Source organism: Pseudomonas sp. LY-1 (assembly GCF_053502595.1).
The window spans coordinates 3496016-3508799 of sequence record NZ_CP094353.1; the positions used below are offsets into that span (position 1 = coordinate 3496016).

11 protein-coding genes and 1 pseudogene are annotated in these 12784 nt (G+C 58.0%); 8 read left to right on the top strand and 4 right to left on the bottom strand.

Features of this window, described 5'->3' with window-relative positions; all coding sequences use genetic code 11:
* Window positions 1-402 precede the first annotated feature (402 nt).
* Together MOQ67_RS15940 and MOQ67_RS15945 are read left to right on the top strand one after the other, a co-directional pair.
* Entirely contained in the window at window positions 403-1215 is an 813-nt protein-coding gene (locus MOQ67_RS15940; RefSeq protein ID WP_017846245.1) for a M949_RS01915 family surface polysaccharide biosynthesis protein, read from the top strand.
* A gap of 108 nt (window positions 1216-1323) precedes the next feature.
* Entirely contained in the window at window positions 1324-2238 is a 915-nt protein-coding gene (locus MOQ67_RS15945) for a site-specific integrase (protein WP_017846244.1), read from the top strand.
* Between the two features lie 43 nt (window positions 2239-2281).
* On the opposite strand, the gene MOQ67_RS15950 is transcribed toward MOQ67_RS15945, so the two are convergent.
* Complete coding sequence (locus MOQ67_RS15950) at window positions 2282-3493, bottom strand: multidrug effflux MFS transporter (protein ID WP_198718479.1); 1212 nt, start codon at window positions 3491-3493, stop codon at window positions 2282-2284.
* Window positions 3494-3692: 199 nt separating this feature from the next.
* Here MOQ67_RS15950 and MOQ67_RS15955 point away from each other — a divergent pair.
* Both MOQ67_RS15955 and MOQ67_RS15960 read left to right on the top strand, forming a co-directional pair.
* Window positions 3693-4448 (top strand): annotated as a pseudogene (locus MOQ67_RS15955) (MCP four helix bundle domain-containing protein); the annotation flags it as partial.
* Window positions 4449-4580: 132 nt separating this feature from the next.
* The gene (locus MOQ67_RS15960) at window positions 4581-5306 is read left to right on the top strand and encodes a methyl-accepting chemotaxis protein (RefSeq protein WP_370737550.1); all 726 of its coding nucleotides are present in this window, start codon (window positions 4581-4583) and stop codon (window positions 5304-5306) included.
* A gap of 168 nt (window positions 5307-5474) precedes the next feature.
* Here the strand turns inward: MOQ67_RS15960 and flgG are convergent, their stop codons facing one another.
* Entirely contained in the window at window positions 5475-6260 is a 786-nt protein-coding gene (gene flgG / locus MOQ67_RS15965) for a flagellar basal-body rod protein FlgG (protein WP_017846228.1), read from the bottom strand.
* A 77-nt stretch (window positions 6261-6337) separates the two neighbouring features.
* Complete coding sequence (gene flgE / locus MOQ67_RS15970; protein ID WP_017846227.1) at window positions 6338-7654, bottom strand: flagellar hook protein FlgE; 1317 nt, start codon at window positions 7652-7654, stop codon at window positions 6338-6340.
* Between the two features lie 313 nt (window positions 7655-7967).
* Here flgE and MOQ67_RS15975 point away from each other — a divergent pair, with 313 nt between their 5' ends.
* The 4 genes from MOQ67_RS15975 (at window position 7968) to MOQ67_RS15990 (ending at window position 11710) form a co-directional block, all read left to right on the top strand.
* Window positions 7968-8474 carry an AAA family ATPase gene (locus MOQ67_RS15975; protein ID WP_198718480.1) on the top strand — a complete coding sequence of 169 codons (507 nt, stop codon included), beginning with the start codon at window positions 7968-7970 and terminating at the stop codon, window positions 8472-8474.
* Between the two features lie 205 nt (window positions 8475-8679).
* Window positions 8680-9411 carry a GntR family transcriptional regulator gene (locus MOQ67_RS15980; protein ID WP_017846225.1) on the top strand — a complete coding sequence of 244 codons (732 nt, stop codon included), beginning with the start codon at window positions 8680-8682 and terminating at the stop codon, window positions 9409-9411.
* 135 nt (window positions 9412-9546) lie between these two features.
* Window positions 9547-10836, top strand: a complete 1290-nt coding sequence (locus MOQ67_RS15985; RefSeq protein ID WP_046489496.1) for an MFS transporter — start codon at window positions 9547-9549, stop codon at window positions 10834-10836.
* A gap of 28 nt (window positions 10837-10864) precedes the next feature.
* The gene (locus MOQ67_RS15990) at window positions 10865-11710 is read left to right on the top strand and encodes an amidohydrolase family protein (protein WP_169883590.1); all 846 of its coding nucleotides are present in this window, start codon (window positions 10865-10867) and stop codon (window positions 11708-11710) included.
* Window positions 11711-11833: 123 nt separating this feature from the next.
* Here MOQ67_RS15990 and MOQ67_RS15995 read toward each other — a convergent pair whose 3' ends face one another.
* A complete protein-coding gene (locus MOQ67_RS15995) occupies window positions 11834-12451 on the bottom strand; it encodes a CatB-related O-acetyltransferase (protein WP_169883589.1) in 618 nt (205 codons plus the stop codon).
* Between the last annotated feature and the right edge of the window lie 333 nt (window positions 12452-12784).

The following is a 12784-nucleotide window of genomic DNA, read 5'->3' on the forward strand; positions in this document are numbered from 1 at the left end:
CATCCTGATGGGTTATTGAGATCTTCCATGTGCCGCCGAGAGTAAAGATCAAAAATTACAAAGATAAAGACGAATCAACAAGTTACTCGGCACAGTGCGGTTCGTTCTCAAGTCCTGCGGCCAAGATTAAGCGTAAAAATGTTCAACGAATATGAAAGCCGTATGAAAAACTCGTTTATTTGACAGGTAGACAGCTAGGGTTCAGCTACACAACTAAGGCACTGAGGGCATTGTTTATTTAGCGTAATAGGAACGTTTTACATGGCGCCGGGCTCCACTGAGTAGGCGCGGATCTGCGTGCTGCGTGGCGGCAGTGTCTGCTACGTGTGTTTATTGAAGAATCTTCTCTGCATTGCGCCTCAAGTGCCGGTAAAGTAAGCCATCTCTTGCCAGGGTACTCGGATGAATAGCGTGCAGCGTTTAGGCGGCCAATGGCGGCCGGTGTTGATGGGATTGTTGATGAGCGCAGCCTGCGTCACCACCGCATGCGCCGATGACGCAGTGGCGCTGACCACGGTGGTCCAACTGCCGGAAGGGGTTGAAGTGCGCGGCAAGGAAGTTGCCGCCTACACCTGGGACGACCGCCAGGGCAAGAACCTGCTGGTGTTGGCCGAGCAAATCAGCGAACGCGAGGATGACGGCACCCAGTCGGCGTTTGTCTACGCGGCCCAGTATCTGATCGACGGTGACCGCCCCAAGCGCATGTGGATGCTCTACGACGACGTGCAGCACTGTGAATTCGATGCCGCGCTGCGCTTCGACATGGCGGCGACCAAAGTCACCGACCTTGCCGGCGACGGCACCACCCAGGCTACGGTGGGTTACACGCGCACCTGCACCAGTGATGTCAGCCCCAATGAATTCAAACTGATCATGCATGTCGGCAAGGCGCAGAAGTACCGCCTGCGCGGGGTCGACCGGGTCGGCGCCGCCTGGTGGGACGAAGAGGCCGGGGCACTGCGTGGCATGCCGCTGCCCAGGGACTGCAGCGTCGCCGGGCAACAGGCGTTGGTCAGCCAGTACAAGGAGCAGGGCACCGAGTTGCCTTTGCCGGGCTGCTACAGCGACGAGAAAGACTTTGCCAAGGCGCCGGAGGCCTACCTGACGTTCATGCGTCAGCACTGGTTCGCGCTGATGCAGAAACAGGATGCTGAATGGGGCCAGGCGCAGACCCCGTCCCAGGAGCCGACCGAGGACGAAGAGAGCGCCCCGTGATTTGGCGCCAGGGCCGATCGTGCGTTAGACTCGGCCGTCGCCAATTCAATAAATACCTCGAATAAACAATTGGTTACTCGAGGTATTTAATCCAAAGGCTGATCTACCTTGACTGAGTCTATCCGCAACCCTCTGACCCTCTACCTCACCCGCCTGGCGCCCTCCAGCCAACTGACCATGCGTTACGTGCTGCAGGATGCCGCCGACCGCCTGGGCTTCGAGGACATCAACCTTGAGGAGATCGACTGGCACCTGCTGCAACCCGAACAGGTGATCGCGCTGGTTGCGGCCTTGCGCGAGGACGGCTACGCGCCCAATACCTCATCGCTGTATGTCAACGCTGTGCGCGGGGTCATGAACGAAGCCTGGCGCATGAGCCTGATCAGCCAGGAACACCTGCTGAAAATCCGCACGGTCAAGGCTGCGCCCGGCACACGCCTGAGCCAGGGGCGCAACCTGCGTCGCACGTTGATCCGCGAAATGATGGACGTATGCGCTGCCGATCCGCGCCCTCAGGGCCTGCGCGATGCTGCAGTGATCGGCATCTTGTATGGCTCAGGCATGCGCAAGTCGGAGTCGGTCAACCTCGACCTGGCGCAGATCAACTTTGGCGAGCGCAGCCTGCGCGTGATCGGCAAGGGCAACAAGGAACTGATCAAGTACGCGCCGGGTTGGGCCTTCGCCAAATTACAGGCCTGGCTCGAATTCCGGCGCGAACAGCTCAAGGAGGGCGAGCCAGACGATGCGTTCCTGTTCAACCGCATCCGCCGGGGCAGCCACATCACCCGCGAACGCATCACCAAGCATGCGATTTACTACATCGCCCGCCAGCGCGGTCAGCAAGTCGGGGTGACGATCATGCCCCATGATTTCCGGCGGTCTTTCATCACGCGGGTGATCGAGGAACATGACCTGTCGATTGCACAAAAACTTGCGCACCACACCAATATCCAGACCACCGCCAGCTATGACATGCGCGACGACAATGAGCGCCGGCGCGCGGTGGATCGGTTTGACCTGTAGCCGCCGGCGAGCGCGGTCGCCGCGCTCCATCCTCGGGCATGGCTCAGGAGGAAGGCGGGGCGCCGGGCAGCAGGTGCGCCGGTAAACGGCGCAAGGTCCACAACGTGGTGAACATTGCCGCGACCGCACACAGGGCGATGCCAATCAACATCGGCGCCGGGGTGTGATCGGCGAAGATTCCCACCAGGGTCATGGAGACCGCGGCCGTGATCATCTGGATCGCGCCGAGCAGTGCCGACGCGGAACCCGCCACCGCGCCATGATCCTCCAGGGACAACACACCGGCCGCCGGTAACAGCAAACCGAGAAAGCCGAAACCGATAAACAGCAGTGTCATCATCAAGGCAAGGTGACTGCCCCACAGCGTGGTGGCGGCCAACACCACCATGACCGCCGCCACACCCACCACCGACCAGCGAATCAGCGGTGCCAGCCCGAAGCGTGCGCTCAGGCGGGCGGTGAGCTGGCTCATGGCAAAAAATGACGCTGCGTTCAGCGCAAAGCACAGGCTGAATTGGGTCGGGGTCAACCCGAAGTACTCGATGTATACGAACGGCGCGCTGCCGATAAACACAAAGAACGTTGCCAGGCCGAACCCGCACACCACCGATAAACCGATGAACACCGGGTCGCGCAACAACGCCCCATAACTGCTGAATGCATGCCCCAGGGTCTTGCCCAGTCGGCGCTCGGCGGGGTGGGTTTCAGGCAATTGCACGATGGTCATGCCCAGGCACAACACGGCCACCACCGCCAGCACGGCAAACACCTCGCGCCAACTCCAGAGCGCAATCACCAGGCTACCGGCCAATGGCGCGAGGATCGGCGACACACTCATCACCAACATCAGCAAAGCCATCAGGCGTGCCGCTTCATGGCCGGTATACAGGTCACGCACAATAGCCCGGGGAATCACCATCCCCGCGCACGCGCCGAACGCCTGCACGGCGCGAAAACCAATCAGCACTTCGATGCTCGGCGCCAGGGCGCAGCCGATACTGCCCACGGCGAAGATCACCAACCCGGCATAGATCGGCGGCTTGCGCCCGAACACATCACTGATCGGGCCATAAAACAGCTGGCAGACGCCGATGATCATGAAGAACACCGTGAGGCTCATCTGCACCGCTGCCGGCGAGGCCTGCAGGCTGGCGCCCAGGGTCGGCAGCGCCGGCAGGTAGATATCGATGGCGAAGGGGCCGACGGCCGTGATCAGACCTAGCAGCAAAGCAAGGCGGGCGATACGTTTAGGCATGGGCAGTTCCGGGTGAAGCAAAGGTCGGTCAGCTTAAAGAACCGCCCCCGCGCAAACAAGGCGGGCAAGGCTTTGAGTTTATCTGCGCAGATCTGCGCAATTGAGCTTCAATAACAGGGAGCCTATGCCGATAACAGTATCAGTGACGCTCTAGCGGTTGGGTTCCCAACCGGCTGTCCAGGCTACGGGGATGACCAGCATGACGATCAAATTACGCTTGTGGCTATTGATTGCGACCGGGTTGCTCACAGCTTTGATCATGAGCCTGGCCGGTTACCTGGGAAACGTCCGGATGGCCGATGCCGTGCAGGATAACGAGATCAGCATGACGGTGCTGCGCAACCACATGGAAGCCGACATGATGCACGACGCCCTGCGCGCCGATGTGTTGTCGGCGATGTTGGTCGGGTTGGGTAAAAGCACCAGCACCAAGGCCGAGGTCGGCAACTCGCTCAAGGAGCATGCCGAGCACTTTCGCCAAGTGCTGGAGGACAACCTCAAGCTGCCGCTGGGCGACACGCTCAAGACCAGCCTGGAAAAAATCAAACCCAGCCTGGATACCTATATCAGCGCTGCTGAACGCATTACGGCACTCGCGCTGGACAACCCGGAGGCCGCTCGCGGCGAACTGGAGACCTTCAATACAGCCTTCAGCCAGTTGGAAGGTCAGATGGCGAGCCTCAGCGAGCTGATCGAAAACAATACGCAGCAAACCAGCATCGGCACCCGACAAACCATCAGCAACGCCAACTTCACCTTGGGCGTGGTGTTGATTGCGAGCCTGCTGCTGCTCCTGGCGCAGGGCCGCTGGGTTTCGCGGAGCATCATGGGGCCGTTGCAGGCCGCAAGCCGCATCGCCGACAGCATCGCCCGTGGCAATTTGAGCGAACCGATTGTCGAGCCCCAGCGCAAGGACGAGGCCAGCGCGCTGATACGCAGCCTCGGCACCATGCAGCGGGACCTGCGCGGCATGATCGAAGTGGTGCGCAGCAATGCCCATGGCGTCAATGGCATGAGCGAGCAACTGAGCCAGGGTTGCCATGAGGTGGCGGGCAGCAGTCAGCAGCAAAGTAGCGCCGCCAGCACCATGGCGGCGGCGGCCAGTGAAATGACCGCCAGTATCGAGGAAATCACCCAACATGCGGCGCGCGCACTGAACATGGCCAACCAGGCAGAAGCCTTGGCCAAGGACGGCGGTCGGGTGATCCACCAAGTGGTCAGTGACATGGCCGGCATTGCCCGTTCGGCGCAGCAGTCGGCTCACGTCATCCGCACGCTGGACAAGGAGTCCGAGGCAATCTTCAGCATTATCCAGGTCATCAAGGGCATTGCCGATCAAACTAATCTGCTGGCCCTGAATGCCGCGATCGAAGCCGCCCGCGCCGGTGAACAGGGGCGCGGTTTTGCGGTAGTCGCCGATGAAGTGCGCAGCCTGGCCGGACGCACCAGCGCCTCGACCCAGGAAATTGCCAGCATGGTCGGCCGTATCCAGCAAAACACCCGCGAAGCGGTGACCAGCATGGAGGAGGGCGTCACACAAGTGGACAAGGGCATGGCCGTGACCGCCGAAGTCGAGCGCGCCATCCGCGAGATTCTCCAGGCCACCCTCAACACCACTGAGTTGGTCAACGACATCTCCCGCACCATCAGCGAGCAAAGCCTGGCCAGTAACGAAATTGCCCATCAAGTGGAGATGATTGCCAGCATGTCGCAGCGCAACAGCCAGGTGATCGGCACGACGGCCTCGACGACGGACGAGTTGTCTGCATTGGCGGGGAAATTGTCGCAGTCGGTGGATCGATTTCGGCTCTGAGCATCACCGCTGATTTAGACAACTCGACTCAATCCTAACGCCAGCAGCCATCGGCAATTCGTGATGGCTGAGGGATGAGGTTTGGCTGTTTGGTAGGCTGGCGGCTAGGGATATACGATCGTGACAGTCGTCATGGCAGCATTGAATCGGTGCTGTCTCGTTACTCAATCAAAGACTCTTTGTAAGGTTGCCTAGCATCTCTTTTGCGGTAGAGACAACTTTGGAGTTCATTTCATAGGCTCGTTGAGTGGTGATCATGTTGACCATCTCTTCAACGGTACTCACGTTTGAGGTTTCCAAGGTGCTCTGCAATGTTGTGCCGATACCATTGACTCCCGGAGTGCCGACTTGAGGAGCCCCGCTGGCGGCGGTTTCCAGAAAGAGGTTGGCGCCTTGTGCTTGCAAGCCTGCCGGATTAATGAAATCGGCTATCTGCAGATTTCCAATCACCTGCGAGGCAGGGCTGCCGGCGACAGTGATCGATACAGTCCCGTCCTGGCCCACGGTGAATGTCTGGGCGTTGTTGGGAACAACGATCGCCGGTTCCAGGGCGAACCCATTCGCTGTGACGATCTGACCGTTTGCATTTAAGTGGAACGTGCCGTCCCTAGTGTAGGAAAGGCTGCCGTCGGGTTGCATTATCTGGAAAAAACCACGGCCGTTCAGCGCCAGGTCCAGAGGTTGACCGGTCGTTTGCAGGCTGCCGGCAGAGAAGTTTTTCTGGGTGCCGACGACATGCACCCCGGTGCCTAGTTGCAGGCCAGAGGGCAGTGCGCTGTTCTGGGTTGACTGTGCGCCTGGCTGTCGTTTGATCTGATAGACAAGGTCTTGAAACTCGGCGCGATCACGTTTGAAGCCGGTAGTCGAGACGTTCGCCAGATTGTTGGAAATAGTGGTTAGGTTAGTGTCCTGGGCAGAAAGCCCCGTTTTTGCGACATACAGTGCAGGAAGCATCCAAATCTCCTTGGCGGCCGTTTTGCGTGGTTAGGATTTGTCGGGGAGGGCAAACACAATTGACTTCCGAACGAGCCTCACGTCATCTGGAGTAACGTCTTGTTGATGGTGCTTTCGGTCGAAATCGTCTTGGCGTTTGCCTGGTAGTTGCTCTGGGCCTTGATCAGGTTCACCAACTCGGTGGTCAGGTTAACGTTGGAGTTCTCCAGAGCATTGGCGACGATCGATCCCAGTGTTCCGGCCTGAGGGACGTCATAACCCGGCTGGCCAGAAGCAAAGGTTTCCTTCCAGGCAGTGCCGCCTGCCGGCTGCAGGCCTTGCTCGTTGTTGAAACTCGCCAGCGATAGCTGGCCGATCGCTTTACTTTGCTGGTTGCTGAACGTGGCGAACATCACACCGCTACCGTCGATTTTCAGGCCGGTAATTTGCCCCGTCGCGTAACCATCGGTGATCGGTGGGTTGCGATAGCTGGCTGAGTTGTACTGTGTAATGTTGGCCATGTTGATGGCAACGCCGGCCGGGTTGGCGGCAGCGCCGTTATATTTCCATGCTCCGTTTTCCAGTGCGCCCGGCTTCCAGTCGGTAATCGTCAGGGTGGTATTGGACGTTGCGGAGGGGGGGATCGTGATAGTCGAAAGAGTGCCCGACGTATCAAATGTCAAAAGGGAACCCCTCGGCGCGACACCGGCAATGCCACTGATTGCCGTACCGTCTGGGTTTCGCCCATCGATCAGGGTGTAAGACATCCATTTATTGGCGTCCGTCTTCACCATGTACTGCACCATAGCGTGCGAGTTGCCTTGGGTGTCGTACAAGGTGGTGCTGTATTGGGTCGTGAAGCTGCTGGTGTCGGTTGGGTCGAACGGCTTGGTGGCTTGGTTGATCGCCGGCGCAGACGCGTTCAGGTTGCTGGTGGAGTCCACCTTGCTGGAAGCCTTTGGCGGCAAGTTCGACAGGTTCAGCCGCAGGTCGGTCAACCCGCCCTTGATGATCTTGCCGTCGGCGTCTGCGGCGTAGCCTTGCAGGCGTGAGGTGCCCGTATTGTTGGTGATGTAGCCATCTTTGTCTGCGCTGAAGGCACCGTTACGGGTGTACTGCAGAGAGCCGTCGCTGCCTTTCTGCACAAAAAAACCACCGCCTTGGATCGCCATATCCAGTGTGCCACCACTGCCGTTGACATCGCCTTGAGTGAACTGCTGGGACACAGCGGACAGGTTCACACCATTACCGATAGCATTGTGCCCAGTACCCAGCTTGGCAGCCGCATAGATATCAGCAAATTCTGCACGGGATGATTTGAAACCGGTTGTGGCGACGTTGGCGATGTTATTGCCAGTGACATCCAACTGTTTGTTGGCCGCATACAGCCCGCTGAGCCCAATATTAAAAGACATAGCCACTCCTTATTTTGCCATTCAGTTTGAATTTGAAGCAGGGGGCTGATCTGGCCGGGATTGAAGCATGGGGTTGCTGAGGCACCCTTGGAGCATCTTTTTCAGGCCGTCAGTTAGTCATCCAAGCGCCCACCGCTTAATCGGCGATGACTTTAGAGATGCTGATTGTGCGCAAAGAATGTTGGGTTTTATGGGAGGAACCATGGAGGAATGATGGAGGCGTCAGATTTCTTGTGGGAGGCATAACTTAAACGGTGATCTGATGACCGACGTGACAAGGTACATTGTGTTCGCACTCTTCCAAGGACAGACAATGCTTATCGTATTCAGCGGCCTTCCGGGCACTGGAAAAACCACTATCGCCAAGGCCCTCGTCGCTACGACAGGCGCCCTCTACCTGCGGATCGATACGATCGAACAAGCGATTCGAAACTCCGGTGCTCTTGCGCAAGACGTGGGGCGCAGTGGCTACATGGTCGCGAATGAACTCGCCCTGAGTAATCTTCGTCTAGGCCGTATGGTCATCGTTGATTGCGTAAATCCAGTCATCGAAAGCCGAATGGCGTGGAACGAAACCGCCTCGAAAGCGGGTGTTCGGTTGGTAAATATTGAAGTGATTTGCTCGGATAAAAACGAACATCGGCGCCGCATAGAAACGAGGCTGGGTGATATTCCCGGGTTGATTCCACCAACCTGGCAATCTGTGTTGGATCACGAATATGAAGCGTGGGCCGAAGCTCCGTTTTGCATAGACACCGCGCTGACTTCGCCGGAGCAAGCAGTATCGATGCTCACCGAAGGCTTATTGTCCAGTGAGTAGTGGCGGCTAATGGGTGCTTAGTCTGCGGTGAGGGCAGGGGAGACAACGGTGAGGATTTCCGAGTCGAACTGACGCAGATTGGCTACGGCTTGGCCCCGCCATTCGTCAGCAAAGTGCCTTGCCGCTTATTGACAGCGAAGCTGTATGGGGAAATACTCGCCTCCATATTCATATATATGACTAGATGACAGGGTGAATAAAGTCGATGAGTTCTCTTTCCAGTGATGTTCGCTTGCCGCTTTACCAACGCCTGCGTGACCATTTGGCTGAACAGATCGCCAACAATCGCTGGCGTCCGGGGGAAGCGATTCCCACCGAAGCTGCGCTTTCAGCGGAATACCAACTGTCTACCGGCACCGTGCGCAAAGCGGTCGATGCATTGGTCAGTGAAGGTATCCTGGAACGTCAGCAAGGTCGAGGCACTTTCATTCGCCGGCCTCAGTTCCAATCTTCGCTGTTCCGATTCTTCCGTTTTCAAACCGCTGCCGGCGAGCGTCGGGTGCCAGAGAGTCGCATCCTGTCGATCGAACCGGTGGCCGCGCCCTCGGCGGTGGCCCAGGCGTTGGGGCTGCCACTCGACGCACCGGTGATCCGCATTGTTCGTGTGCGTCTGCTTGATGTTCAGCCGGTGCTCGCCGAAGAAATCTGGTTGCCCCGCAACCGCTTTCAGCCGCTGCTGGAGATCGACCTGAGTAGCAAAGGGCCGTTGTTGTATCCGATCTATGAAGAGGTCTGCGGTCAGGTCGTCGCCTCGGCCGAAGAAACGCTGACCGCTGAGTCGGTGAATGACGTGTACGCGCGATTGCTGCAAGTCCCGGTCAACAGCCCGGTGGTGGTGATCGAGAGGCTGGCGCGTGATTACGCCGGTACACCGCTGGAGTGGCGTCGTTCTCGCGGGCATGCCGAGCACTTCCGTTACCGCGTGGATATTCGCTGACCCGTGCCTGGGTAGCGTTTCGTTCAGCGGCGAGTCGGTCGCCGCTGGTTTGATCGTTTTGTCTGTTCTGACTGGCCTCGTAGCGGCGCGGTTCGCTCTCGGCTGCCTCACGTTCCACCTATAAGGATAAGAATCATGTTTAGCTGGTATCGCCAAGTCACTCCTCGGGAGCGCAAGACGTTTTGGGCCTGCTTCGGCGGATGGTCGCTCGATGCGCTGGAAGTACAAATGTTCGGCCTGGCGATTCCGGCGTTGATCGCCGCGTTCGCCCTGACCAAGGGCGACGCAGGGCTGATCAGTGGTGTCACCCTGGTCACTTCAGCCATTGGTGGCTGGGTAGGGGGGACGTTGTCCGACCGCTACGGCCGGGTACGCACACTTCAGTGGATGATTTTGTGGTTCTCGGTCTTCACCTTTCTGTCCGCGTTCGTGACGGGATTCAATCAGCTCTTGATCGTCAAAGCGCTCCAGGGTTTCGGCATCGGTGGCGAATGGGCTGCCGGCGCAGTGCTGATGGCTGAGACAATCAACCCTCAATATCGCGGCAAGGTCATGGGGACGGTGCAAAGCGCCTGGGCCGTAGGTTGGGGGCTGGCGGTAGGGGTGTTTACGCTGATTTACTCCTTTGTACCCCAGGACATGGCCTGGCGTGTGATGTTCCTGGTCGGATTGCTGCCGTCGTTCCTGATCATCTGGGTACGTCGCAACGTCGAGGAGCCCGACAGCTTCCAGCGCCTGCAAAAAGAAAACGCCATCCCGCAAAGCTTCTTCAAATCCCTGGCCGGCATTTTCCGCCCTGAACTCATCCGCGTGACGCTGTTCGGTGGCCTGTTGGGCCTCGGCGCGCACGGCGGCTACCACGCAGTGATGACCTGGCTGCCGACGTTCCTCAAGACAGAGCGCAACCTGTCGGTGCTGAACTCTGGCGGCTACCTGGCGGTGATTATCTTCGCCTTCTGGTGTGGCTGTGTGGTCAGCGGATTTTTGATTGACCGTATTGGCCGTCGCAAAAACATCGTGTTGTTTGCGTTGTGCTGTGTCGTCACCGTGCAGTGCTATGTGTTCCTGCCGCTGACCAATACCCAGATGCTGTTCCTGGGGTTTCCGCTCGGCTTCTTCGCGGCTGGCATTCCGGCGAGTCTTGGTGCGCTGTTCAACGAGTTGTATCCAGCGGACGTGCGCGGCGCCGGTGTCGGTTTCTGCTACAACTTTGGCCGAGTGCTTTCCGCGGTGTTCCCGTTCCTGGTCGGCCACATGAGCGACTCCATGTCCTTGGGGTCTGCAATTGGCATCGACGCAGGGGTCGCCTACGGTGTGGCGGTGATCGCGGCACTTTGCCTGCCGGAAACCCGTGGGCGCAGTCTCGTGGCCTCGACTGCACCGGTGCAAACCACGGTCGACGGCAACGAGACCGCCCGGGCCTGATGACCATTACCTTCGATAGATGAAATCCATGCCTGATACCTGTCCTGCGCCGATCACCGGCATCGACTCCCACGCTCATGTGTTCAGCCGCGAGCTGAACCTGGCCGCTGCACGACGCTATACCCCTGGCTACGACGCCACACTTGCGCAGTATCTGAAGCACTTGCAAGCCCATGGCCTGAGTCATGGTGTATTGGTGCAGCCGAGTTTTCTCGGCACCGACAATAACTACCTGCTGGCTGCGCTGAGGCAGGTGCCGGAGCGATTGCGAGGGGTAGTGGTGCTGGAGCGAGGTGTCAGCCGCGTCATGTTGAACGACATGGCTCGGCTGGGCGTGGTCGGCATTCGCTTGAACCTCATGGGCAAAGCCTTACCTGACTTTCACGACGCTGCCTGGAAGGACTTCTTCGGCCACATCGCTGAACTGGACTGGCACGTGGAGTTGCACCGCCAGGTGGAGGATTTACCGAAACTGATTCGTCAGCTGATGCCGTTTGGGATCAAACTCGTCATCGATCACTTGGGGCGTCCGGACGCGCGTTTTGGCCTTGATCAGCCAGGTTATTCCGAGGTGCTGGAACTGGGGCTGAGCGGGCAAGTGTGGATGAAGGTGTCCGGTATCTATCGACTGGAAGGTACGCCACAACAGAACCTCGAGTTTGCCCGGATGGCGTTACCGCTGCTGGAGCAAAGCTTCGGCCGTCGCCGTTTGGTGTGGGGCAGCGACTGGCCGCATACGCAACATGAAGAAGGCGTCGGTTTCGATACGGTGATCGATCAACTTCAAGCACTGGAGTGCTCGACGGAGCTTATGCGTGCGCTGCTAGTGGACTCGCCACGGATGTTATTCGGGTTTGCAAAAGGCGAACGCTGAAACTTACGCGTAAGTTTCTGGCTACTTCAGACCTTCCTTAGTTGTAGAGTAGGTAGGAAGGGATGAAGGAGCATATTAATAGCTCAACTAAATGGCTATTTAGTTGAGCTATATTCTTCCAGTTTACTGGCGTTGTTTTAAGTACTCGATAAACGGCTCGATATCAGAGGAGCACAGCAGATGTGCAACGCTGCGTACCTCGGTCTCAGGCCAATACCACCAGGCGGATTCTTCCAAGACCTGGCGAACAGGCTCATCAAAACGCCAACGGATAAACTTGGCGGGATTTCCGCCTACTATGGAATAGGGCGCGACATCTTTGGTCACCAGCGCACCGGCCGCCACAACGGCGCCATCGCCAATGGTGATACCCGAAAGAATCTTTGCATGGGAACTGATCCAGCAATCATTGCCGATCACGACGTCGCCATTGCTGCCGCCGAAGTCAGTGATGTAGGCAACTTCTTCGACCTTGGCGGGAAACGGATAACAGCTTAGCCAGTCGATGCGATGATGACCGCCCAGATAGACTTCGACGTTACCGGCAATCGACGTATAAGCGCCTACACGCAATGTGGTTCCTTCATGCCAGTCATGTACCTTGAGATCGCCATAGGTGCCAATTCCAAAGCTAAATTGCGGATAACGGTTGCGCAGTTTTTGTGTTGCACGCTCAAGCTTCGGCAGTGCACGCAGCGCTTTGCGTTCCTGACGATCGCGCCAGATGCGCAGTAGCTTCATGGGAAGAACCTTATTCAAACGTTGGAATGGGACGTTATCCTGAAGAATGAAAAACGGGGTTGCAAGCGAGCAAGTGAAATGGAGGGTTTGTTTTTTCGGCCTGTTGGGCCTCAGGTCTGAGGGCGAGAGGCAGCGCCAGGCATAAAATCTGACCACAACAGGCCCACAGTTCTGCATATGTAGGTTCGCATAATGAGGTCGACGTTATGGTAGCGAAGCCGCCCGAACGGGCAGAATCCGACGCTGGGAAAATCGCGAAGCCCCGGCGAGGATTTAGCCATAACGTTTATTATGCGAGGCCATCGTTTACACTAAGTGCCCCCATTTTTGCCG

What these genes read in the sequence shown, in the direction of transcription:
- MOQ67_RS15980 (WP_017846225.1), top strand. Translation starts at nt 8,680, where the DNA reads ATGAGTTCTCTTTCCAGTGATGTTCGCTTGCCGCTTTACCAACGCCTG.
- MOQ67_RS15940 (WP_017846245.1), top strand. Translation starts at nt 403, where the DNA reads ATGAATAGCGTGCAGCGTTTAGGCGGCCAATGGCGGCCGGTGTTGATG.
- MOQ67_RS15995 (WP_169883589.1), bottom strand. Translation starts at nt 12,451, where the DNA reads ATGAAGCTACTGCGCATCTGGCGCGATCGTCAGGAACGCAAAGCGCTG.
- MOQ67_RS15975 (WP_198718480.1), top strand. Translation starts at nt 7,968, where the DNA reads ATGCTTATCGTATTCAGCGGCCTTCCGGGCACTGGAAAAACCACTATC.
- MOQ67_RS15960 (WP_370737550.1), top strand. Translation starts at nt 4,581, where the DNA reads ATGGCGGCGGCGGCCAGTGAAATGACCGCCAGTATCGAGGAAATCACC.
- flgG (WP_017846228.1), bottom strand. Translation starts at nt 6,260, where the DNA reads ATGCTTCCTGCACTGTATGTCGCAAAAACGGGGCTTTCTGCCCAGGAC.
- flgE (WP_017846227.1), bottom strand. Translation starts at nt 7,654, where the DNA reads ATGTCTTTTAATATTGGGCTCAGCGGGCTGTATGCGGCCAACAAACAG.
- MOQ67_RS15950 (WP_198718479.1), bottom strand. Translation starts at nt 3,493, where the DNA reads ATGCCTAAACGTATCGCCCGCCTTGCTTTGCTGCTAGGTCTGATCACG.
- MOQ67_RS15985 (WP_046489496.1), top strand. Translation starts at nt 9,547, where the DNA reads ATGTTTAGCTGGTATCGCCAAGTCACTCCTCGGGAGCGCAAGACGTTT.
- MOQ67_RS15990 (WP_169883590.1), top strand. Translation starts at nt 10,865, where the DNA reads ATGCCTGATACCTGTCCTGCGCCGATCACCGGCATCGACTCCCACGCT.